This window comes from Kineosporia babensis (assembly GCF_021129305.1).
Taxonomy (GTDB): domain Bacteria; phylum Actinomycetota; class Actinomycetes; order Actinomycetales; family Kineosporiaceae; genus Kineosporia; species Kineosporia babensis.
Window position 1 is genome coordinate 1 of sequence record NZ_JAJOMB010000012.1, and the last position, 22,321, is coordinate 22,321.

22 protein-coding genes and 2 pseudogenes are annotated in these 22,321 nt (G+C 67.6%); 16 read left to right on the forward strand and 8 right to left on the reverse strand.

Annotation, left to right across the window (positions count from 1 at the left end; genetic code table 11):
- Positions 1–414, forward strand: a pseudogene (locus LR394_RS21425) (Fic family protein); the annotation flags it as partial.
- A 115-nt stretch (positions 415–529) separates the two neighbouring features.
- Here LR394_RS21425 and LR394_RS21430 read toward each other — a convergent pair.
- A complete protein-coding gene (locus LR394_RS21430; protein WP_231444703.1) occupies positions 530–3,010 on the reverse strand; it encodes a plasmid pRiA4b ORF-3 family protein in 2,481 nt (826 codons plus the stop codon).
- A gap of 295 nt (positions 3,011–3,305) precedes the next feature.
- Between LR394_RS21430 and LR394_RS21435 the strand changes: the two genes are divergently transcribed.
- Entirely contained in the window at positions 3,306–3,887 is a 582-nt protein-coding gene (locus LR394_RS21435; RefSeq protein WP_231444705.1) for a Uma2 family endonuclease, read from the forward strand.
- Here the strand turns inward: LR394_RS21435 and LR394_RS21440 are convergent.
- Positions 3,871–4,020: a hypothetical protein gene (locus LR394_RS21440; RefSeq protein ID WP_231444707.1), complete on the reverse strand. Its 150-nt coding sequence runs from the start codon at positions 4,018–4,020 to the stop codon at positions 3,871–3,873. The genes LR394_RS21435 and LR394_RS21440 overlap by 17 nt on opposite strands.
- A 191-nt stretch (positions 4,021–4,211) precedes the next feature.
- Here LR394_RS21440 and LR394_RS21445 point away from each other — a divergent pair, with 191 nt between their 5' ends.
- The 5 genes from LR394_RS21445 (at position 4,212) to LR394_RS21465 (ending at position 6,741) form a co-directional block, all read left to right on the forward strand.
- Complete coding sequence (locus tag LR394_RS21445; RefSeq protein ID WP_231444709.1) at positions 4,212–4,490, forward strand: hypothetical protein; 279 nt, start codon at positions 4,212–4,214, stop codon at positions 4,488–4,490.
- Positions 4,487–4,774: a hypothetical protein gene (locus tag LR394_RS21450; protein ID WP_231444711.1), complete on the forward strand. Its 288-nt coding sequence runs from the start codon at positions 4,487–4,489 to the stop codon at positions 4,772–4,774. The genes LR394_RS21445 and LR394_RS21450 overlap by 4 nt, the downstream gene beginning before the upstream one ends.
- Positions 4,775–4,831: 57 nt before the next feature.
- On the forward strand, positions 4,832–5,161 hold the full coding sequence (locus LR394_RS21455) for a hypothetical protein (RefSeq protein ID WP_231444713.1): 330 nt from the start codon (positions 4,832–4,834) through the stop codon (positions 5,159–5,161).
- Between the two features lie 104 nt (positions 5,162–5,265).
- The gene (locus LR394_RS21460; RefSeq protein WP_231444715.1) at positions 5,266–6,219 is read left to right on the forward strand and encodes a DNA-processing protein DprA; all 954 of its coding nucleotides are present in this window, start codon (positions 5,266–5,268) and stop codon (positions 6,217–6,219) included.
- A 177-nt stretch (positions 6,220–6,396) separates the two neighbouring features.
- Positions 6,397–6,741, forward strand: a complete 345-nt coding sequence (locus LR394_RS21465; protein ID WP_231444717.1) for a hypothetical protein — start codon at positions 6,397–6,399, stop codon at positions 6,739–6,741.
- 46 nt (positions 6,742–6,787) lie between these two features.
- Here LR394_RS21465 and LR394_RS21470 read toward each other — a convergent pair whose 3' ends face one another.
- The 5 genes from LR394_RS21470 to groES form a co-directional block, all read right to left on the reverse strand.
- Positions 6,788–7,225: a hypothetical protein gene (locus tag LR394_RS21470; protein ID WP_231444718.1), complete on the reverse strand. Its 438-nt coding sequence runs from the start codon at positions 7,223–7,225 to the stop codon at positions 6,788–6,790.
- A gap of 2 nt (positions 7,226–7,227) precedes the next feature.
- Entirely contained in the window at positions 7,228–7,650 is a 423-nt protein-coding gene (locus tag LR394_RS21475; protein WP_231444720.1) for a hypothetical protein, read from the reverse strand.
- Between the two features lie 80 nt (positions 7,651–7,730).
- Positions 7,731–8,432: a Holliday junction ATP-dependent DNA helicase RuvA gene (locus LR394_RS21480; protein ID WP_231444722.1), complete on the reverse strand. Its 702-nt coding sequence runs from the start codon at positions 8,430–8,432 to the stop codon at positions 7,731–7,733.
- Positions 8,433–8,668: 236 nt separating this feature from the next.
- Positions 8,669–10,288, reverse strand: a complete 1,620-nt coding sequence (gene groL / locus LR394_RS21485; protein ID WP_231444724.1) for a chaperonin GroEL — start codon at positions 10,286–10,288, stop codon at positions 8,669–8,671.
- A gap of 123 nt (positions 10,289–10,411) precedes the next feature.
- On the reverse strand, positions 10,412–10,711 hold the full coding sequence (gene groES, locus LR394_RS21490) for a co-chaperone GroES (protein ID WP_231444726.1): 300 nt from the start codon (positions 10,709–10,711) through the stop codon (positions 10,412–10,414).
- A 232-nt stretch (positions 10,712–10,943) separates the two neighbouring features.
- On the opposite strand from groES, the gene LR394_RS21495 reads away from it, so the two are divergent.
- The gene (locus tag LR394_RS21495; RefSeq protein WP_231444728.1) at positions 10,944–12,140 is read left to right on the forward strand and encodes a class I SAM-dependent methyltransferase; all 1,197 of its coding nucleotides are present in this window, start codon (positions 10,944–10,946) and stop codon (positions 12,138–12,140) included.
- 149 nt (positions 12,141–12,289) lie between these two features.
- Here the strand turns inward: LR394_RS21495 and LR394_RS21500 are convergent, their stop codons facing one another.
- Entirely contained in the window at positions 12,290–12,604 is a 315-nt protein-coding gene (locus LR394_RS21500) for a WhiB family transcriptional regulator (protein WP_231444730.1), read from the reverse strand.
- Between the two features lie 367 nt (positions 12,605–12,971).
- On the opposite strand from LR394_RS21500, the pseudogene LR394_RS43685 reads away from it, so the two are divergent.
- The 8 genes and pseudogenes from LR394_RS43685 to LR394_RS21540 all read left to right on the forward strand — a co-directional run.
- Positions 12,972–13,214, forward strand: a pseudogene (locus LR394_RS43685) (MerR family transcriptional regulator); the annotation flags it as partial.
- Between the two features lie 1,962 nt (positions 13,215–15,176).
- A complete protein-coding gene (locus tag LR394_RS21510; RefSeq protein WP_052530831.1) occupies positions 15,177–15,791 on the forward strand; it encodes a response regulator transcription factor in 615 nt (204 codons plus the stop codon).
- A gap of 64 nt (positions 15,792–15,855) precedes the next feature.
- The gene (gene shbA / locus LR394_RS21515; protein ID WP_231444734.1) at positions 15,856–16,437 is read left to right on the forward strand and encodes an RNA polymerase sigma factor ShbA; all 582 of its coding nucleotides are present in this window, start codon (positions 15,856–15,858) and stop codon (positions 16,435–16,437) included.
- Complete coding sequence (locus LR394_RS21520; protein ID WP_231444736.1) at positions 16,434–17,588, forward strand: hypothetical protein; 1,155 nt, start codon at positions 16,434–16,436, stop codon at positions 17,586–17,588. Before shbA ends, LR394_RS21520 begins: the two co-directional genes overlap by 4 nt.
- A gap of 162 nt (positions 17,589–17,750) precedes the next feature.
- Positions 17,751–19,223: an IMP dehydrogenase gene (gene guaB / locus LR394_RS21525; protein ID WP_231445152.1), complete on the forward strand. Its 1,473-nt coding sequence runs from the start codon at positions 17,751–17,753 to the stop codon at positions 19,221–19,223.
- Positions 19,224–19,287: 64 nt separating this feature from the next.
- Complete coding sequence (locus tag LR394_RS21530) at positions 19,288–20,427, forward strand: AAA family ATPase (RefSeq protein ID WP_269329553.1); 1,140 nt, start codon at positions 19,288–19,290, stop codon at positions 20,425–20,427.
- A gap of 25 nt (positions 20,428–20,452) precedes the next feature.
- Complete coding sequence (locus LR394_RS21535) at positions 20,453–21,094, forward strand: DUF4276 family protein (protein ID WP_231444740.1); 642 nt, start codon at positions 20,453–20,455, stop codon at positions 21,092–21,094.
- A 63-nt stretch (positions 21,095–21,157) separates the two neighbouring features.
- Positions 21,158–22,279 (forward strand): GuaB3 family IMP dehydrogenase-related protein, encoded by a 1,122-nt coding sequence (locus LR394_RS21540; protein WP_231444742.1) that lies wholly within the window; start codon positions 21,158–21,160, stop codon positions 22,277–22,279.
- Positions 22,280–22,321: the final 42 nt, after the last annotated feature.

Sequence of the window (22,321 nt, forward strand, 5' to 3'; positions counted from 1 at the left end):
GACACGGCGTCGTACTTCGACGCGCTGACCGCATTCCGTACCGGCGACCCGAGCCCCATCGTGCAGCGCTTCACCGAGGCGTCCTTTGCCGCAGTCGGGAACGGGCGCACCTTGCATCGCGACATCACCAACGCCTACGAACAGTGGACGCGTCGGGTCACGGCTCGCAGCGATGCGGCGGTCTGGAAGGTGCTGCCGCACATCGTCAGTCAGCCTGTGGTGACGGTTCGGTTCATCCAGGAGGCGGTTGGGGTTTCCAGCACGGCCGCGCTGAACGCGGTCAATCACCTGGTGAAGGTGGGTGTGCTGACACCGGCGAGCGCAGCGCAGCGGGACCGGTTGTGGGTGGCCAACGAGATCATCTCGGCACTTGATGACTTCGCTGCCCGGGCAGGGCGTCGGCAACTTGGCTGACAGCGCCGTGCATGTGTCAATAGAGACACATGCACGGTGCGCATCGATATCTGCCCACGCGCAAGGGCGGCGGTCTTCGCTGGGCCCTGCCTGTCCAGCTGTTAGCCGACCGTCGTCAGTCCATTCCGTGTTTGCGCACGTGATCGACCAACCGCGGTGTCAACGGAACGATCCGCGGTTTCTCCTGGGCAGCAAACGGTTTGAACTCGCGCAGCAGATTTTCGCCGTCGCGCACCCACGAGAACCCACGTCGTCCCAAAGCCTGTTGGTACACGCGGTCGACCGTGTCGGGATAGCGCTCGGCGACCCGGCGCAGCGGGCCCGCACCGATGCTGTCGTCGGTGAGGTACGAGAGCAACAACTCGGCGTGCTCGTCTCGGGGAATCTCACCGGTGTTTGCGAAACCGGCCAGGATCAGGTGGTAGTTGGTGAAGAAGCCCAGGCCTTCGAGGTCGTCGTAGATCATGGCAACCGGCTCGTCGTCCGGCAGACCCAGCTCCTCCCACTGACCACTGGCGTCAACGCCGGCGTGCTCACCACGGAAGGCCTGCAACTGCTCGCGGCACTCGGCGCCGGGCAGGATCACCGTGTCGGTACCAAAGAACGTGAGGAACTCGGCGCGATCCTTGCGCTGCACCTCCCACGCCTTCTCCAAGGTCTGTGGGTTGCGGAAGACCAGTTCCGGATTCTCCATCGACCGCCGGGCAGCGAAGCTCAGGACCTGCTGGCTCAGTTCGACGGGGAACGGCACCATCACGCCGCTGATCAGCCACTCGTCCATCAAAGGAACGAGTTTCAGGGTGACGAACGAGCCCGGCGCCATCATCCGGAACACCTGCAGGCCCGCGCTCGAGCGGACGCGGTACGGCAGGTCGTTGAGCACGCTGGTGGCCACCAGCGACTGCCCATCGACCCGCTCGACCTGCAGGACCTCCTCGATCGGGTCGACCCAGTCCAGAAGCATCGCCCGCTCGCTCCGGGACAGTTCCGGACGCTCGTCCACGAACTTCTCCACCAGCGTGCGTCCATCATCGAACCGCTGCCGCAGCATGAAGTGCTCGAGCATCTCGATGGTCTCGGCCTCGGGTTCGATGTCGGTCGATCCCATCTTGGCCGCCGCCGCGTCGAGGGCCGACGAAAAGCGTGGGCTACGGGCGAATGTCAGCAGTTCAGCCTTGAGATCGGCGCTTAGTGCAACCAGCCGATCGAGCTGGTCCTGGGCCGACGGCGGCTGGAGAACGAAACGCGCCAGAGCCGCATCGACCAAGGACACGTCAAAGTCGGCTGAGGCAGTACCTTCAGCAGCCGACAACAGGTTAGGTGGGGCTGCTCGCCGGCCGCCGGTGCAGCGCGGGTACCCGATGTCCTCCTGCGGGTCGAAGATCTTCTCGCATTCGAGTGTGAGCTGCCAGGGCCCGTACGTGTAGGTCGCCTTCTCGCCGATGCCCTTGAGCAACCAGAACAAGCGCATGGTGTCCAATGCCTCGTCCAGAGGTTTGCGGTTGCGTCCGGTGCCGTAGACGAACTCGTGGCTGTGCTTGTCGCTCCAGCCGAAGGCGGCCTGGATGATCTGGTGCAGGGCAGGCAGGGTCAGGGCGTCAGGCAGTTCCAGACGGCGCCAGGTCGGCGGTTTGCTGCCCACGATCGACACCTTGACCTGCAGAATCTCCTCGACGTGGACGTCCGGTTCGACGCCGCCGTTGCTCCAGAGGACGTCCGAGTACAGAGAGACGTCCGGCGCACCCAGGCGCTCGGCCAGCTGTCGGGAACGGGTGTGGGTCAGGTAGAGGAAAGCATCGACGTCCTCGATCTGGTCGGGTTGCTCAGGGCAGGCCGGCCGGCTGAGGGCGTCCTGCAGATAGCCCAGAGCTTCCTTCTCCTCGATGTCCCGGAAGTAGGCGCCCGGGTTCTCAGCCGCCATCGCTGCAGCCCCCTCTCGCGCGCGCAGCCCGTCGCTGCCCTGGACGAACCAGGTGTCCTTGATGCCGCCGCCCAGGTCATGATCGATCAGCACCATCAGGGTGTGCTCGCGGTGGCCGTAGGAGAAGTGGATGCCGCAGGAGCTCTGGACGCCGCTGACGTCTCCGTAGAGCCAGGTCCGCTGCACGACCAGGGACGCCGGCTGAGCCCAGCGGGGCGGAGCGATGTTCAGCCCCTGAAGTTGTTGGGCCGCATCGAGAGCCAACTCGCGGACGTGCGCGGGGCCCTGGTCAGCCAGCAGCAGGAGGAGCCCGAGTGCTTCGGGTGAGGGGGCCTGCAGACAGGAGGCCACCGCATACTTGAGCAGAAGGCTGGTCGCGTCGATGCGCCGTAGGTCGTCGGCGTCGTCCAGACCATCCGTGACAGTGCCGAAGATCGAGGCGATCGCCAGTTCCGCGTCCATCCGGTGCCGGGTCTGGCCGAGTGCCTTGAGAAGACTCGTGACAACGCCCTGCGCAATTTCCCGGCCCTCATCGTCCGGCAGGTCACTGAGCTCGTCCGGCAAAGGCAGGGGAGCGAGCGCCTGGGCGGACGCCGGAACGATCGGTGCCAGGGACAGAGATGCGCTGGAACGGGTTGCCGAACGGCGGGGAGGACGTCGCTTCTTCTGCGCCATGGGTCCTGATGCTGCCAGGCCAAGCGTCCGGGAGTCGAAACCTCGGTTGGCCTAACCACCCAGGCAGACCGCTTGCTGGCAGGCCGCTGAAACAGTGGCGCTCGTGGACCGGCCAGACCTGTCGCCTCCGTCTCGTCGTGCGATTTGACCGAACGGCCAGAATTGGCAAAGATCGAAACCTGATCGGAAAATCCGGATGGCCTCGACGAGGTACGACACCCGAGCCGGAACACCAACACCGTGCGCAATGCGTTCAGTCGCTCCTATCCTGAGGAGTCGCGAACGGAGAGGTGCGATGTCAGCTGAACCTGTGTTGCCTCCGGCAGCGGTCGCTCCGGTCGAGGAGTGGACGCCGCAGGACTGGGTCTTGGCCAAGCTTGGGTACCTGTCGCGTCACCGGCCGCTGACAGTCGCCGACCTGCACGGGGTAGACCCGTCGGTGGGGCGCCTGGAACTGCTGGACGGAGTGCTCCTGGTGACCCCGCATGCTGACGTGGATCACACCCGTCGGGCCCGGCGGCTGGCCAATCAACTGGACGGGTTGGTGCCCCCGGGATGCGAGGCGCTGGACGGGGTGAACGTCTTCGAGCCGGGAACCGACCGTGTGTGCGTCATCCCGGACGTGGCGGTGATCCGGACGGACCGCATCGTCCAAGTACCGGGGCAGGGCGAAGGTGTCTTCCCGGACGGGCTGGAACTGATCATCGAGATCACCTCTTCCAATCGCGAGGTGGATCTCGGCGTGAAGAAGCAGCGGTACGAATCGTGGGGGGTGCCTTACCTGGCGGTGGACCGCTCCACCGACCCGTACTCGTATCTGACCTTTGGGGATTGGCCGGAGTGGGCAGGTCCGTTGCTGCCTAGCGGGCGGGATTGAGAAACGGCTCGTCGGTCTCGGCCTTGGCCAGTTCGTAGAACCGACACAGGGCGAAGACTTCGCCCGGGTCGCCTTGCAGGCCCTTCTCGATCTCGCACAGCTTCGAGAGCCCGAACAGTTTGGCCTCGGCCACGTCTGCCTGAGTTTTTTCTCGCCCGCTTCCGCGCGGCCTCCAGTCGCAGCCCCAACTAGCTGCGCGCCAATTGTGATCCCGGCACGTTGTCCCCGTGTCCGTGCGAATCCGACTGTCGAAGGGCCGTGCTTGGAAACCAAGCGTTGCCCGGCATGGTGGCTTCGGTGAACCGTTGACCTACGGCCCGGCCGATGGCAAAGACTGTAGCCGAACACTTTACAGGGGAGAAGATGGAGTCAACGGAATGGGACACCGCCTGGCTCAGCACGTTGATGATTCACCTCAGGCGCAACGGCATCCTGGTGCATGAGGCGAGGATCGTTCAGAGCGGCGTTGTTTCGATCTGTTTCGAACCGCATCTCACCCAGGCGGAAATCCTGGAAGGGCTGCTGCTCTCCTGGCCCGACATCGCGACGGTCGAGCGCGTAGACGATCGGATGCTGCGAGCCTCGCGAAAGCGCGCCCGGTGAAACGGATCGACGTCTTGGTCTGCGATGAAGAGACGGTGCTGGCGCTGGAGTTCGTCTACCGCAGCGAGGATATTACGGTCTGGTTCGGCAACCGCACCCTGGCCGTCATGGCCCGAGAGGCGTTCGCCCGCTGGAGCCTTCGCGGCGGTGACCTGATCATTGACGATCTCGTTTTCTCGAGCAGAGGACGCGCGGCGCACCTCACGATCGATGGTCGCCACACGTACGTGCTGGCCGAGGCCACCTTGGCCGACTTGGCGCACCACACCCGAACGGGGCGCTGACAGAACTGCCGGCGGACCCACGTCCTCAATTTCAAGGCTCACGAGAAGAGATCTGTGATGCGTCAGATTCGGCACGACATCGACCACCGTTGGGTGGCGAGCGCAGTGGTCGACGGCGAGGCCGTCGACCACGAGCGTCCCATTGCCCGAGTGGCTTTGGAGAATGAGACGCTTCTGATTCGGGTCGCGCAGCGGGTCGAGTTCGACCTGCTCAAGGCTCCGGTGGGGGTGATGCCGCACCCGCCGCGGATCACGCTGGGGGACTACGAGCTGAATGATGTTCAGGCGCGGGAGATTGCGCGACATTTGCTGGAAGCGGTGGAGTTCGTCGAGGGGCTGGGGCCGGCCCGGATGATCCGGCGGCGGCTGTTGGTGCCGCGGGGATGATGTCCTTCGGCTGGGCCCGCTGTACGTGAGTCGTAAGTGCATATTTGGCGCCTTCCGAGCAAAGCAACTTGTGAAAAAGCCAAAACTGGACGTATGTTCGAGCGATGAGCTTCTCGGCGGTGGCGGCGCCCCCTCGGCTGGTGCGCATGGAGTCCGAGTGCAGGCGGGAGCAGATCGCGGTTGTCGCGCTGCTGCGCTCTCGCCCGCAAGGGCTGGTCCTGGCGCAGGTGGCCGGTCGTATCCTCGAATGCGGCAGTGCAGTAGGCCTGTGGGAAGAGCTCACAGGTGATGCTCTGCTGGCCGACCCGGCCCAGGTGAATGCGCTCGAGGAGGCCGAGGCGGAGGTCGATGGCTGGGCTGCGGCTGGGATTTCGCTGTCGACCATTCTCGATGCTGAGTATCCCCAGCGCCTGCGAGCTGTGCATGAGGCGCCAGCTCTCCTGTTCTCCCGCGGCCGGCTTCTAGGTAAGGACCGCGCGGTGTCGGTGGTGGGTAGCCGGAAGGCTTCTGCTGAAGGGCTCAGACGGGCTTCGGCCATTGCTCAGTTTCTGGTGGGTGAAGGCCTGACTGTGCTTTCGGGTCTCGCGGAAGGCATCGATACAGCGGCGCACACGGCGGCTCTCGAAAATGGGGGACGCACGGTGGCGGTGATCGGTACGGGGATCCAGCGGCACTTCCCGGCCCAGAATCGAGAGCTGCAAGAGGCCATCGCCGAGCGAGGCCTGCTGTTGTCTCAGTTCTGGCCGGATGTCCCCGGCGCTCGCCACACCTTTCCTCTGCGCAACGCCACCATGTCGGGGTACGGGATGGCGACCGTTGTAGTCGAGGCGGGGGAGAAGAGCGGCGCTCGGATCCAAGCGCGGGTGGCCGTTGAGCATGGCCGCCAGGTCGTGCTGACTGATCTGGTGGTGCAGCAGAATCAGTGGGCCCGGGATCTGATTGGGCGTCCGGGGGTGCATCAGGTGGGCAGTCTGGACGAAGTGGCCCAGACGATCAGACGGATCGTCGAGGATTATGACAAGGCCCGGGCGGCGGTGCGTTCACTCCTGAGCTTCTGATGCCGGTTCCGAGGTTTCCGGAAGGGCTGCAGCAGTTTCTTGGCTCCTGTCCAGTGATTCCCGCGAGCGAGACGCTTGGTTCTTGGCCCAGCCTCAGCAAGGGCTCGCACCTGATGTAGTCGGAAAGAGTTTCGTTCAGGCGCATTCCGGGATATCACGGAAGGTAGAGTTGCCCGGGTGGCCTCACCTCTACCTCCCCGCGATCCGTCACTCGCCAGTGATGGCAACGTTTTCGCCCAGTCAGATAAGGAAGAAGCCCGCAGTATTCCGCTCGAGATCTCGCGGGCCATGCGGCGAAGCTATGTCTCCTATCGAACGCCAGAATCACGGGCGAAGGCACTCTCTCCGCTCCTGGAGGTCAGGGCTGACGCGCTGCTGCCATGGATCGTCGCGGCCGATGAGTCCGACGACCAGCAATCTGCCCAGCCGACTCGGGAAGAGACGTTGGCGGATGCGCGGCTCATCTGGAACTTGGGTCTGGACCCTGACGATGATGCGTACGCCTTCGACGGGCCTGGGTGACGTCCCCTTCGCCAGGACTACGAGGCTGTCGAGATGACGCCAGCAGTCACCGGGGCAGAGCGGCCAACGTTGGCCGAAGGGTCTTCGCATATTCCGTGGCGGCAGGGCGCAGGGCCCGGCACTCCTCTGCAGTCAGGTATTCACTGCTGAGCAGGATCAGGCCAAGAATGTGAACACCGCTCATGGTCGACGGGTCGGTGGCAGCCATCGCGTCTCGGTCGCCTTCGACGCTTCTCAGGGCTGCTTCCACCATCCAGGCCTGAACCTGCCCCTCGGACAAGGCAGCGGCCTGTCGGCAGAATCCGCGCCGCTGGTCCTCGTTCAAGCGCTCAAGCGCATACCGGGAGGCTACCGAAAAGGAGGCCAAAGACGCGGCCAGGGTGCCCACTTGGTCCTCGTCATTGAAGGCAGACTCAGCGGCGTCTACGTCGAAGGGCAGGAACCCGGCGACCAGGCCCTCCAGCGGCGGGCCGCTCTCAGCCATCTTCAGTTCTCATCCTCGAGAGTGTTCAGCAGCGCCATGCTCTCGCGGATGAACTCCTCGACTGCAGGGCCGGCGAGGCCCAGGTCGTTCACGATGGCGTAGGTGAGAAGGTTCTGGGTTTCCGTGAGCTCCGCGATCGGGACGTCATCGACCAAGCCTTCCTCGCCCAGCCCGTCCATAATGGCCAGCTCGGCGAGGACCGGGTTGAGCGCGTCTGACTTCACCCACTTGCCCCGAACATGCCCGACGAACTCGCGGGCTTCATCAGGTGAAGCGCCGTCCTCGAAGCGCTTCTCCAGAGCGGTCGAGAAGGCAGCGATCGACGTGGTGACTGCAGTCTTGGCCCCCAGCTCAGCGATCGGGACGTTGTACGCGCCATCCAACTGGAGAATCCAGCGGACGTAGTCTTCTGCCTTGCTTGACATCACAGCCCAATCTGTTGCGGCCCGGCCATCGGACTCTAGTTCTTGTGTGCTTACGGATATTGGTGAACAGAGCCGCAGCGCTACGTTGGTGGCGGTTCTTCACCCTCGGGAAACTGCTGTGGGGTCTGGAAGGCGCGCTTTCTTCGTCGAGCCATCTCTCGTGCCCCGAAGTAGACGACGCCAAGGCCAATGCCGGCGCTGGCCAACGAAGGGGCCTCGATGCCGGGACCCGGTGCCGCTGATCCGGATGCCGCTTCGTGAGTTCCGGCCGAGGTATTGGTGGGAGGCTCAGGCGCCTTGATCACCTTCTCGGCGAAATCCGTTCCCCTGTCCTGAAGCTCGCCGACCAGATCTTCAGCGTCTTCAACCTTCTTGGCGGCCCGGGTGGCGGCCCGCTGCGCGGCACCAGGTTTCTTGACCTTCTTGCTCCGGTAAGAATTCCTCGACTGAACAGGCGTTGGGACGGCTGTCGGATCGGTGCTCGCTGACATGGGGCCGGGCGAAGCACCCGACGCCCCGGAGCCACTGGTGGAGAGGCTGGCTATGAGGGCTTGAGTCTGCCCTGCCTGAGCAGAAGCGCCTTTCAGATCGGCGGTCAGACGGGCGAGATCGTCCTTGGCCTGATCTGCCCGCTCCAGGGAGGCCTGGGCACCCAAGGCTTCCAGCGCGTTGACCACGTCTTGAGCCTTCTGGGACGCCTCGTCGCAACGGTCGATCGCCTCATCGATCGAGGCAGCCAAACCACCGACACGCTTCGCGAGGTCCCCGATCCCCGACACCAAGCTGTCCCTCCGCCACGACCGAGTTGTGCGCGTCCCAAACCTACCGAAAGTGGCATTTGGCGACCAGGGGTTATGGCGGTTGGCGCGGCATCTACGCGACCAGACGCCTTCGGGCGTCCCTGGAGCCGGGGACGGCTGGGACCGGCGGCCGAAGACCCTCGGTGAGCCAAACGTCCAAAAGCAAAACAGACCCGGCCCCCGCCGAAACGGGAGCCGGGCCTGCAATTACCAGTGGATCAGTGGCCGTGACCGTGGCCGTGACCCGCGGCGGGCTCCTCGACCGGCTCCGGCTTGTCCACCACCAGCGTGTCGGTGGTCAGCACCATCGACGCGATGGAAGCAGCGTTGCGCAGCGCGGAGCGGGTGACCTTGACCGGGTCGATGATGCCCTTGGCGAGCAGGTCGCCGTACTCCTGGGCAGCGGCGTCGAAACCGGTGCCGACGCCACCCTCCTGCACCCGGTGGACCACGACGTAGCCCTCGAGACCAGCGTTTTCGGCGATCCAGCGCAGCGGCTCAGCAGCCGAGCGCTTCACGATCCCCACACCGGTCGCCTCGTCGCCGGTCAGGCCCAGGCTGTCCTCCAGCACCGAGACGGCGTGGATCAGGGCCGAGCCACCGCCGGAGACGATGCCCTCCTCGATCGCCGCGCGGGTCGCCGAGACGGCGTCCTCGATCCGGTGCTTCTTCTCCTTGAGCTCGACCTCGGTGTGCGCACCCACGCGGATCACGCAGACGCCGCCACCGAGCTTCGCGAGCCGCTCCTGCAGCTTCTCGCGGTCCCAGTCGGAGTCGGTGCGCTCGATCTCGGCGCGGATCTGGCCGATCCGGCCCTCGACCTCGCTGCGCTCGCCGGCGCCCTCGATGATCGTGGTGTCGTCCTTGGTGATCACGATGCGCCGGGCGCGACCGAGTTCCTCCAGGCCGATCTGGTCCAGCTTCAGGCCGATCTCGGGGCTGACCACCTGGCCGCCGGTGAGCACGGCGATGTCCTGCAGGGTGGCCTTGCGGCGGTCGCCGAAGCCCGGGGCCTTCACCGCGGCGGCGTTGAAGGTGCCCTTGATCTTGTTGACCACCAGGGTGGACAGCGCCTCGCCGTCGACGTCCTCGGCCAGGATCAGCAGCGGCTTACCGGCCTGCAGAACCTTCTCCAGCAGCGGCAGCAGCTCGGAGATCGAGGAGATCTTGTTCTGGTGGATCAGGATGTAGGCGTCCTCCAGGACGGCCTCCATCCGCTCCGGGTCGGTGACGAAGTAGGGCGAGAGGTAACCCTTGTCGAACTGCATGCCCTCGGTGAAGTCCAGCTCGGTCCCGGCCGAGGAGGACTCCTCGACCGTGATCACGCCGTCCTTGCCGACCTTGTCGAACGCGTCGGCGATCAGGTTGCCGACCACCGAGTCCTGCGCCGAGATGGTGGCGACGTGGGCGATCTCTTCCTTGCCCTCGATCTCCCGGGCGGTCTCCAGCAGCTTGGTGCTGACCGCCTCGACGGCCGCGTCGATGCCGCGCTTGAGGCTGGAGGGGGCGGCGCCGGCCGCGACGTTGCGCAGGCCTTCCTTGACCATGGCCTGGGCCAGCACGGTGGCGGTGGTGGTGCCGTCACCCGCGACGTCGTTGGTCTTGGTGGCGACCTCCTTGGCGAGCTGGGCGCCCAGGTTCTCGTACGGGTCGTCCAGCTCCACCTCCTTGGCGATCGTGACACCGTCGTTGGTGATCGTGGGGGCGCCCCACTTCTTGTCGATGACCACGTTGCGGCCGCGCGGGCCGAGCGTCACCTTGACGGCGTTGGCGAGCGCGTCGACGCCGCGCTCCAGCGAACGCCGGGCGTCGTCGTTGAACTCGAGAGTCTTTGCCATGGTGGGTCAAGTCCCTTGGATCGAGGTGTGCTTTTGGGTACTAGAACGGCACGCGCCCCGGCCGCCACGAAGGCAGACCGGGGCGGGTGCGCGTGGACCCGTTCTCAGAACGGGCCCGGCAGATCACTTCTCGATGATCGCGAGAACGTCACGGGCCGAGAGGATGAGGTACTCCTCGCCCGAGTACTTGACCTCGGTGCCGCCGTACTTGCTGTACAGCACCGTGTCGCCGACCTTGACGTCGAGCGGAATCCGCTTCTCGCCCTCGTCGTCGAACCGGCCGGGACCAACCGCCAGGACCTCGCCCTCCTGGGGCTTCTCCTTGGCGGTGTCCGGGATGACCAGGCCCGAGGCCGTCGTCTGCTCCGCGTCCAGCGGCTTGACGACAATGCGGTCCTCGAGCGGCTTGATGGAGACCGACACTGGCGGACCTCCCCTTCTCCGAACGGCGATGGAATTACTCAGGACTGTGGTCCCCAGCTGGGGCATCGACCGTCGTCGCGGGTGCCGATCGGGGCCTGCTGAGGGTGGTGTTGCTGGCAATCTCACCAGGAGAGTGCCAGCACCGAATCTAGAACGCTCGTTAGCACTCGGTCAACCCGAGTGCCAAAGCCGGAGCGTCGGGAACGCACTTGGTGCGTGGCAGAATCCCGACGTGGAGCTGACCGGAATCGCGACCCTGCTGACGGCGGACGGATGGGCCCTGCTGGAGTCACTGCCGTCCTACGACGAGGCCAGTGCGATGTCGCTGGGCGAGCAGTTGCGGCGGGACGGGCACCCGGCCGACCGGGTCGCCGCCGCGCTCACCCAGTCCCGGCTCAGATCTGCGGCCAGAGCCAAGTTCGGCCCGTTCGCCGACGGCATGCTGTTCACCCCGACCGGGCTGGAGCAGGCCACCCGGCTGCCGGTCGCGGCCCGGCACGCGCAGCGCTTCGCCGCCGCCGACGTGCAGCGGGTCGGTGACCTGGGCTGCGGCGTCGGGGCCGACTCGATGGCCCTGGCCACCCTCGACCGGGAGGTCGTGGCGGTGGAGAAGGACGAGGTCACCGCGGCGATCGCGACGGTCAACCTGCGGCACTGGCCCGAGGCCGTGGTGCGGCACGAGGACGCGATGACGACCCGTCTGGACGGGCTGGACGGGGCGTTCCTGGACCCGGCCCGGCGCGAGGCCTCGGGCAAGCGGCTGCTCGACCCGCGCACCGGCAACCCGCCGCTGTCGTTCGTGCGGGAGCTGGCCGGGCGACTGCCCGCGGTCGGTATGAAGACTGCACCCGGAGTGCCGCATCACCTGGTCCCCGAGGACACCGAGGCGCAGTGGGTCTCGGTGGACGGTGACGTGGTCGAGTGCGGGCTGTGGTTCGGTAAGGTTCGCCGGGAGGGGGTGCGGCGCAGCGCGCTGGTGCTCGACTCCGCCGGTGGCGGCGCCGAGATCAACGACAGCTCGATGGCCGACACGGTGCCCGCCGAGGTGGGCAAGGTCGGTGGTTTCCTCTACGAGCCCGACGGCGCGGTGATCCGCGCCGGTCTGGTCGCCGCGGTGGCCAACCAGCTCGGCGGGCGGTTGATCGACCCGACCATCGCCTACGTCACCGCCGACCGGATCGAGCACAACCCGCTGGCCAAGGTCTACGCGGTCGACGACGTGTTCGGCTTCCAGCTCAAGGCGCTGCGCACCTATCTGCGCGACCGCGGCGTCGGCCGGATCACGATCAAGAAGCGCGGCACCGCGGTGGAGCCCGAGCAGCTGCGCCGGCAGTTGCGGCTGGCCGGCCCGAACGAGGCGACGATCGTGCTCACCCGGGTCGCCGGGCGTCAGTCGGTGATCGTGGTGCGTCCTTACAAACAGAACTGACTGGAACGTTTGGGGTCGCCGGAGCGGTCGGGTCCGGTCCCGGCCGTACCCGGCTCCACCCCCGCGAGCGGGTGGGCGGCCGGGTGGGTGGCGCGCTGGGTATACGCCATTTGGTCCAGTAGGGCCGGGCACCTTCGGCCGCTGGCGGTTCAGCTCGCCGCGGTCTGCGGCTCGGGCACCGCGCCGGGACGGCCGGAAGCGTAGATGCTCTCCCGCTCGTCCTCGGTCAGGCCGCCCCATACTCCATACGGCTCACGTACCTGCAGCGCGTGTGAGCGGCACTGAGCCAGCACCGGGCACCGGGCGCAGACGGACTTGGCCGCCACGTCGCGTTGCCGGCGGGCCGGGCCGCGCTCACCCTCGGGGTGGAAGAAGACCCGGGGATCCGCGGTTCGGCAGGCCCCGTCGAGCTGCCATTCCCACAGATCGGCAACGGGCCCGGGAAGACGAGAGATCTCAGCCATCATGGACACACCATTCCGATCGAAGAGCCTGAGGGCGGCCTTGAGGCCGCAGGTTCTGTTGATGCCGAGGTTGTGCTGCGCTGTACTGCCGGAGCATCGGCGGTGCACCTGGCTCTAGATGCATCGGCCGCCTCGGGGCGCGCTTGAAGCGTCGGTGAACTACCTTTGAAGCGGTTACCGAAACCGGCCACCGCTTCAGCAGTTGTTCACGGGTCATCGCTTCACTACTTGTTCGACTCGGGCGGCGCCGGGAGGCGATCTGGGTTAGTGTCTGTTTCTCTAGTGCCAGGGGGCGGGTGAAGTGTCAGAAACGTCTCGGCAGGCCGAGACCGGAGCTGAAGAGCCCGTCGAAGGTCCGATCGAGGTGATGGAGGCGAGTTCGACGCCCCCCTCACCGACTCTCACGGTCGCCGCCGTGGCCCGCCGCCTCGGTGTGGCACCCCCGACTCTGCGCACCTGGGACCGCCGTTACGGCCTGGGCCCCTCGGCCCACACCGCAGGCGCTCACCGTCGTTACTCCCCGGCCGACGTGGCCCGGTTGATGGTCATGCGCCGGCTCACCCTGGAGGGCGTGGCCCCCAGCGACGCCGCCAAGATCGCCCTGGCCACCGCGCTCACCCCCGAGGGCCGCCCGGTCCAGCCGGAGGGCGAGGAGCACACCCCGGTCGAGGGTTTCGATGCCTCAGCCCTGAACAACGATCCGTTCGGCACGGTCCGCCCGGCCGAGCCCACCCGCCCGGGCCCGAGCATTGCGCCGGACGAGGACCGCTACCCGCCCGGCTCCTTCCTGGACGAGATCGACCTCGACCGGGACGTGAAGAGCCGTGGGCTGGGCCGTCCGGACGACAACGTGCTGGACGACGTGGAACTTGCGGACGGCTACCGCGCCGACGGTTACAGCCAGGCCTTCCAGGACCCCGACCGCCGGGCCGAGCGCGACCGCACGCCGGACCGCGAGCGTACGCCGGACCGGATGCCGGAACGGGACGAGCCCACCGCGTGGTCGGCCCGCGGCCAGGCCTGGGAGGCACCGACCCCGGAGAACCACCCGGGCGACGAGCTGTCGCTGGAGGGCTTCGGGGAGTACGAGCGCAACGAGGACGACTGGCCCGGCGTGTTGCGCTCGGTCGAGACCGCCCGCGGCGGGCCCTCCGGCGGCGGCCGGATCATGGCCCTGCCCGACGGCACCCCGCAGAGCCGGGGCCTGGCCCGCGCGGCCATGGCGCTGGACTCGTTCGAGACACACCGGATCCTGCGCGAGAGCATCCGCCGCCAGGGCACGGTGCCCACCTGGAACACGATGATCATGCCGGTGCTGCGGGCACTGGGTGAGCGCGTTCGGGTCTCGGGCGAGGGCATCGACGTCGAGCACGCCTTCTCCGAGGTCGTCCTGGGGGTGTTCCGCAACACCGCGGTCAGCGTGCGGATCACCCGTAACTCGCCGATGGTGCTGCTGGCCTGCGCCGACTCGGACTACCACTCGCTGCCCCTGCACGCCCTGGCCGCGGCCCTGGCCGAGCACGAGGTGCCCACCCGAATGCTCGGCTCGGGCCTGCCCCCGCACGCGCTGGCCTCCTCGGTGCGCCGGACCGGCCCCTCAGTCATCGTGCTCTTCGCCCGGATGCCAGGTGCCGACGCCGGCGACTCCCAGGTGCTCCGGCGCCAGCGCCCCGCCCCCACGGTGATCTTGGCCGGCCCCGGCTGGCGTCCAGACACGATCCCGGCCAGCGCCCGGACCGCCGGTTCGCTGATCGAGGCCATCGACGAAGTCCTGCGCGGCCTGCACAACTGATCCGGGCCCAAACCTGGGGCTGGGACCAAGCCGATATGCCTCTGGCGAGGTCATGACCGGGTACTTGTCCGCTGCCATCTCCAGCACTGCCCAGGCCACTCTTGGCCAACTGATTGCAAGCGGGCCCGGCCCGGCTGCCCGCTGGTGATGGCTGGTGGTGAAGGGGCCCAGCCCGGGGGACGCTGTTGGGATCCGGTGGTGAACGGGCACTGCCCGGGGGAGTGCTGTCGGGGGCCGGTGGTGACCGAGCCCAGCTCGGGCGGAACACTTCTGGCGGCTGGTTGTCGCAGTGCGCTGCTGGTTGTTGCACTTGGCGGTCGCAAGTCGCAGAAATGGGCCGTTTTCGGGCGGTTTTCTGCGACTTGCAGCCGCCACCTGCGACTTGGCGCCGCCAACCTCGACTTGGCGCCGCTGACTGCGACAAGCGGCCGCCTTTGCTGCCGGCAGGGTCGTGTGATGCCGCCTTGATGCAGCCACGGCCAGGTGCCGAGCCCCTGCCGGTGGGGTGTGTCCGGCCCCACGCCCGGCCGGGAAGAGGAGCTCGTCGCCCGCCCCGACCCGCGGCAGGCTCCCTGCCCCACGAACCGGCTGCCTCCGTGTCCCCCGGCCACCTGCACAGGTGCGCCCACCCCGCGACGCGCCCACAGCGTCCATCATTTGCCGCCTTGACCGAACGGCTGATCTCCGCCTCCGGCTCAAGTCCGTCTCGCCACGGTCGAAACCTTGGACCAGGGACATCTCCCACGGATGGGGGATGCCAAGGTCTCGTGAGGTGTATCTGTGGCAACGGTTCTGGTGTGCGACGACTCTGCGCTGGTCAGGGAGACCTTGCACAGGGCATTGTCCTCAGTTCCAGGCATTACCCGTGTCGTGGACGCATCCTCGGGTGAGGAGGCGCTGGCGCGCTGGCCGGTCGAACGGCCGTCCCTGGTGCTGATGGACGTCCGAATGCCTGGTATCGGTGGTGTCGAGGCGGCGCGGAGGTTGCTCTCGCGCCATCCCGAGGCGATCGTGGTTATGGTGACCATGGCCGAGGACGCCGACGGGGTGGCCCGGTCGGTGGCCGGAGGTGCTCGCGGCTATCTGGTGAAGGACGCGTCCCGGGAGGAGGTGGCGGCAACGGTGGTCTACGCCCTGAGCGACGGCCTGGCCCGGCGAACGGTCCCGGCCCCCCGTAGCAACGACGCGAACGTGTCGGCCCCGCCGCTCACCGAGCGTGAGATGCAGGTGCTCACCGGAATGAGTCGTGGTCGGAGCAACGCCGAGATCGGCAAGGAGCTGTACCTCTCCGAGGACACCGTGAAGACACACGCGCGCAGGCTTTTTCGGAAGATGGGGGCCGCAGATCGGGCTCAGGCCGTTGCGGTCGGCTTCCGTTGGGGCCTGATACGGTGAAGTAATGGCCGTCCGGGGCGGCAAGTCGAATGCCGTAGGTGTAACGCCGAGGCCTCCTGTCGCGATGTCTCAACCGGACGACACAGAGAACTTCCAGGAGCTGTCGTCCCGCGCCGTCCAGGGTGACGACGCGGCCACCGAACGATTGCTCAAACTCGTCCACCGCATGGCCCGGCGTTACTGCCGCGCCCGGCTCGCCCGCATGCCTGGGGGTGAGCACACGGCGGACGATGTTGCGCAGGAGGTTTGCATCGCTGTGCTTTCGGCCTTGGGACGGTACCGAGACGAGGGGCGCCCGTTTGAGGCGTTCGTCTACCGGATCGCTGCGAACAAGGTGGCGGACGCCCAGCGGGCCTTCTACCGGGCTGCTGTACCGGTAGCCGAGGTCCCGGAGACTCCGGAGACCGCGGCCGGGCCGGAGGAGCTGGCCGAACGGGCCGGCGACGCCCAGCAGGTCCGGGAACTCCTGGGCCGGCTCCCCGACCAGTTGCGCGAGCTACTCGTGCTGCGCGTGGCGGTGGGGATGTCGGCGGAGGAGACAGGCCGGGCTCTGGGCATGACCGCGGGGGCGGTCAGAGTGGCCCAGCACCGGGCGATGCAACGCCTGCGGAGCATGATCGACGTTCCCGCGACGGAGACGGCATGAGTACTGCGCCCCCGCCCCCTGAAGACGACGCCAAGGTCGACCCGGCGGACCTGCCCACGGCTGATCTGTCCGAGCTGGCGGCCACCGATGCGCTGCTCGACCGGCTGGCCGCACGTTCGGCGAGCGAGCAGGACCTGCTCGACCCGACCACGCTCGCGCTGAACTCGCTGCTGACCGAGATCGATGCCGAGTCCGGCGCCGACTCGGCCACCGCCCGCCTGGTCGAGGTGCTGGCCGGGCGCCCGCTGTACATCGACGGGCCGGCCGTGGTCGAGGCCGAGGAGGAGCTGATCGACCTCACCGGCCAGGCGCCGGAGGCCGAGGCGACGGCGGAGACGGCCGAGGAGAAGCCGAAGGACGAGGACGACTCCGCGGGCGGCCCGCCGGTGGGGGTCGAGGTCACCCCGATCACGGCGGCCCGCAGCAAGCGCTGGCGCACCGCCGCGGGCAAGATCTCGGCGCCGGTCGCGGCCGCCTCGATCGCGGTCATGGTGCTGCTCGGCGGCGGCGTCAGCGCGGCCGTCGCGGGCGACCCGCTGGCCCCGCTGAGCGGTGTCGGCTCAGTGGTGGCCAAGCTGCCCGGGGTCAAGCAGGCCGACAAGAACGAGGACAAGCTGAAGGAGGCCCAGGCCGAACTGGTCCTGGCCCAGCAGCTGGCCTCCAGTGACCCGGTGCAGGCCGCGGCCCACCTGGCCGCTGCCCAGCAGATGCTGGCGGAACTGCCCGACGACGACACGGCCGACCTGGACCAGCGGGCCGAGGTGCTGGCCTCGCAGCTGGCGCCGATCGACCCGACCGACCCCTCGTCCATTCCAGGGGTGACCACTGTGGCGGCCACCGACACCCCGGCCGCCACCCCGACCGACGGCTCGGCCACCACCGGCCCCACCACGGATCCGACCACCGACGGTCCCACCACCGCGCCTCCCACCAGCGACGGCAGTGGAGGGGGAGTGACCACGCCGCCCACGTCCTCCAGCGACGCGCCGAGCGATCCCCCCACCACGGCGCCGACGGCCCCCACCGCACCTACCACCGAGCCTTCCAGCGGCAGCGGGGGCAGCGGCGGGGGGCCGAGCGACCCGCCGGCCGCCAACACGAACGACCCCACGACCGACCCGGCACCGGCCACCGCGCCCTCCGGGAGCTGAGCACTTACCGGACGCGTGTCAAGAGCACCCTCCGATCGTGACTAGCATGAGCGCAGGGAAGACGATGGCGCTCCGGCGTCGTCCGCCTTCCGGAACCCGCCGAAGAGCCGCGATGCGGAAGGTTTTCTGGTGAGCGTGAACCCCAACGACGAGATCCCGGCGATGCCGCTCGGACTCACCTACGACGACGTCCTGCTCCTGCCGGGCGAGAGCGACGTGATCCCCAGCGCCGCGGACACCCGCTCGCGGGTCAGCCGCCGGGTCGAGGTGGCGATCCCGCTGATGTCGGCGGCGATGGACACCGTGACCGAGGCCCGGATGGCGATCGCGATGGCCCGCCACGGCGGCCTGGGCGTGCTGCACCGCAACCTCTCGATCGAGGACCAGGCCCAGCACGTGGACCAGGTCAAGCGCTCCGAGGCCGGCATGGTGACCCACCCGGTCACCACCACCCAGGACGCCACGCTGGGCGAGGTGGACGCGCTGTGCGGGCACTACCGGGTCTCCGGTCTGCCCGTGGTCGACGAGGCCGGCAAGCTGGTCGGCATCATCACCAACCGCGACATGCGCTTCGAGTCCGACTCCAGCCGCCGGGTCGGCGAGGTGATGACCCGGATGCCGCTGATCACCGGCCCGGTCGGGATCAGCCCGGACGACGCGATGGCGCTGCTGGCCAAGAACAAGATCGAGAAGCTGCCTCTGGTGGACTCCTCCGGTCGGCTGGCCGGGCTGATCACGGTCAAGGACTACACCAAGAAGGAGCAGTTCCCACTCGCCACCAAGGACGACGCGGGCCGGCTGCGGGTCGGCGCGGCGATCGGCTTCTTCGACGACGCCTGGAAGCGCGGCATGGCCCTGGTCGAGGCCGGGGTGGACGTGCTGATCGTGGACACCGCGCACGGGCACTCGCACGGTGTGGCCGACATGATCGCCCGGCTGAAGAAGGACAGCGCCGCGGCGCACGTCGACATCATCGGTGGCAACGTGGCCACCAAGAACGGGGCGCAGGCCCTGATCGACGCCGGCGCGGACGGCGTGAAGGTGGGCGTCGGGCCGGGCTCGATCTGCACCACTCGGGTGGTCGCCGGCGTCGGCGTCCCCCAGGTCACCGCGATCCTCGAGGCGGCGCGGGCAGCCAAGGCCGCGGGTGTGCCGGTGATCGGCGACGGCGGGCTGCAGTACTCCGGTGACATCGCCAAGGCCCTGGTGGCCGGGGCCGACACGGTGATGCTGGGCTCGCTGCTGGCCGGTTGCGAGGAGAGCCCGGGCGACCTGGTCTTCATCAACGGCAAGCAGTTCAAGAGCTACCGCGGGATGGGCTCGCTGGGCGCCGCGCAGTCCCGAGGCAAGGCCAAGTCCTACTCCAAGGACCGCTACTTCCAGGGCGACGTCACCGACGACAAGTTCGTGCCCGAGGGCATCGAGGGCCAGGTGCCCTATCGAGGCCCGCTCGGTGCCGTGGCCTACCAGCTGATCGGTGGCCTGCGGCAGTCGATGTTCTACGTCGGCGCCTCCACCGTGCCGGAGCTGAAGGCCCGGGGCCAGTTCGTCCGGATCACCTCGGCGGGCCTCAAGGAGAGCCACCCGCACGACATCCAGATGACGGTCGAGGCCCCGAACTACAGCCGCCGCTGACTTCAAGGGCCCGGTGCTTCGCAGGAACTCTCCGACGAAGCACCGGGCCCGTAGTCTGTGGGGTATGACAGCGGCACTGAAATCAGTACGGATCACCGGCCTGACTTCGGTGCACGACTGTGAGCTCTCCCTCGAAACGCCGGTCAGTGTGCTGATCGGGCCCAACGGCTCCGGTAAGAGCAATCTGGTCCAGTCGTTCGAGATGCTGGGCCGCATCGTTGATCAGCAGCTGCAGACCTTTGTCGTCGAGCAGGGTGGTCTCTCCAATCTGCTGCACCGATCGGCCCGGCCTGGACTGAGTGCGGGCGAGATCGGGATCGATATCTGGGGTGCCGATGAATTCGGAGCTCAACTCGGGTATCGCGCAGTGGTCCGGCCCGGGCCCGGGGATCAGGGGCTGATCACCGAATACCTGCGGTCCCGCTCACCGGAGCGTGAACTCGAGCAGGTCGGGCCAACCACCCGGGAGAGTCTGGTCACCGCCGGCGTCGACCACCCGGTTTTTCCGCCTGAGATTCGTTCGGCGATGACCGCAGTCCTGACCGGCTGCCGGGTGTTCCACTTTCATGACACCAGTTCGGATGCTCCGGTGAAACGCCGCACGGATGAGGCGGACAATCTTTCCCTCGCGCCGGATGCCGCCAACCTTGCTCCGCTTCTCGCCCGTCTACAGAACGAAGTTCCGGAGACTTATCAGCGGATCGTCCGGACGGTGCGATCGGTAGCACCCTTCTTCGGGAGCTTCGTGCTGAAAGCCGAGTCCGGAAGAATGCGACTACGCTGGCAGGAAGAAGGACTCGACGGGGTCTTCTCAGCTGATGCGTTGAGCGATGGCACCCTCAGATTCATCTGTCTGACCACCCTGTTGCTGCAGCCGGACCCACCCAGCACCATCGTCCTGGACGAGCCGGAACTAGGACTGCACCCATTCGCCATTGATCTCCTGGGCAGCCTGATCCGGAATGCGGCGGTCGAGGACCGAAAGATCATCGTGGCCACCCAGTCGGTTACGCTGCTCTCGCATTTCCGGCCGGAAGAGATCGTGGTCATCGAACGCGGGGAACAAGGGACGTCAGCCCAGCATCTGGACGTGCAAGATCTGGATGACTGGCTGGCCGACTATTCTTTGGGGGAGTTGTGGGAGAAGAATGTGCTGGGCGGGCGGCCGCGCTCGAGCAGGACGAATCCGCCGGCGCCGATCTGAACCGATGAAGCGGATCGCTGTCCTGGTGGAAGGGCAGACCGAGGAACGCTTTGTCGAGCAGATTCTGCAGCCTCACCTCAATCCGTCTTCCGAATTCGACGGCTTCTGGTTGCAGCCCATAGTGGTGATGACTTCACGAACTCCATTAGGGGCCAAGAACCGGGGCGGGGGCGGCTGGTCCCACTACGACCGGGACCTGAGGCGATTACTCGTCCAAAAGCACTGGTACCGAATCGGACTTTTGCTGGACTACTACGCCTATCCCGCAGATGCCCCGGGCGTGCGAACAGCCGGTGCTGGAAGAACCCGGCACCAGCAATTACTCGAGGCGCTGGCCCAGAAGTATCCGGATCCCCGCTTCGTGCCGGGGGTGGCTCTTCACGAGTTCGAGACCTGGGTCATCGCGGCGCTGCTGGCGGTCCGCCCGTCGCTGGGTGGTCCTGAAGTCCACGAACGGCTGCAGGTGGTCGCCGGAGAGCACGCGGGTGACCTCGAACTGATCGACGACGGCCCGGCCACAGCACCGTCGAAGCGGCTGAAGGACGCCTGGCCCGGGTATCTCAAGACAGTCGACGGCATCGACGCACTGCGGGAGTCCGGGCTGGAGAAGATTTCGGACGACTGCCCGGTACTCGGGAACTGGATCCGGCGGCTCGCCGAAGGCTGATCATGGCTCTCCCTAGACACGGCGCTGCCACGTGAGCCCACCCCTATCGGTAACCTGCTGTTCGTGACTGAGATCGAGATCGGCCGGGGCAAGCGAGGCCGGCGCGCCTACACGTTCGACGACATCGCGATCGTCCCCAGCCGGCGGACCCGCGATCCCGAAGAGGTGTCGACGCACTGGCAGATCGACGCCTACCGTTTCGACCTGCCGATCGTGGCCGCCCCGATGGACTCGGTGATGTCGCCCACCTCGGCGATCGCGATGGGCAACCTGGGCGGTCTCGGGGTGCTGGACCTCGAGGGCCTGTGGACCCGGTACGAGGACCCGGCCCCGCTGCTCGCCGAGATCGCGGGCCTGGAGCCGGCGGTGGCCACCCGGCGCATGCAGGAGCTGTACGCCGAGCCGATCAAGCCCGAGCTGATCGTGGAGCGGATCAAGCAGATCCGGGACGGCGGCGTGACCGTGGCGGCCGCGCTCACCCCGCAGCGCACCCAGGAGTTCTGGAAGACCGTGGTGGACGCCGGGGTCGACCTGTTCGTCATCCGCGGCACCACTGTGTCGGCCGAGCACGTCTCTGGCCGGGCCGAGCCGCTGAACCTCAAGCGTTTCATCTACGAGCTCGACGTGCCGGTGATCGTCGGCGGCTGCGCCACCTACACCGCGGCGCTGCACCTGATGCGGACCGGCGCGGCCGGCGTGCTGGTCGGCTTCGGCGGTGGCGCCACCCACACCACCCGCGACACGCTGGGTATCCACGCCCCGATGGCGAGCGCCGTGGCCGATGTGGCCGCCGCCCGCCGCGACTACATGGACGAGTCCGGCGGCCGCTACGTGCACGTCATCGCCGATGGGGGACTGGGCCGCTCGGGTGAGATCGTCAAGGCGATCGCCTGTGGCGCCGACGCCGTCATGCTCGGCGCCGCGCTGGCCCGGGCGTCCGACGCTCCGGGCCGCGGTTTCCACTGGGGTCCGGAGGCGCACCACCCGTCGGTGCCGCGCGGTACCCGGGCCCAGGTCGGCACGGTCGGCACCCTGGAGGAGATCCTCTACGGTCCGGGCCGGGTCGCCGACGGCACCACCAACCTGATCGGGGCGCTGCGCCGGTCGATGGCCACCACCGGCTACTCCGACCTCAAGGAGTTCCAGCGGGTCGAGGTCGTCGTCTCGCCGTACCAGCCGAGCTGAGCCACTGGCACCAAGCTCAGAACGACGGATGGGCCCGGAATG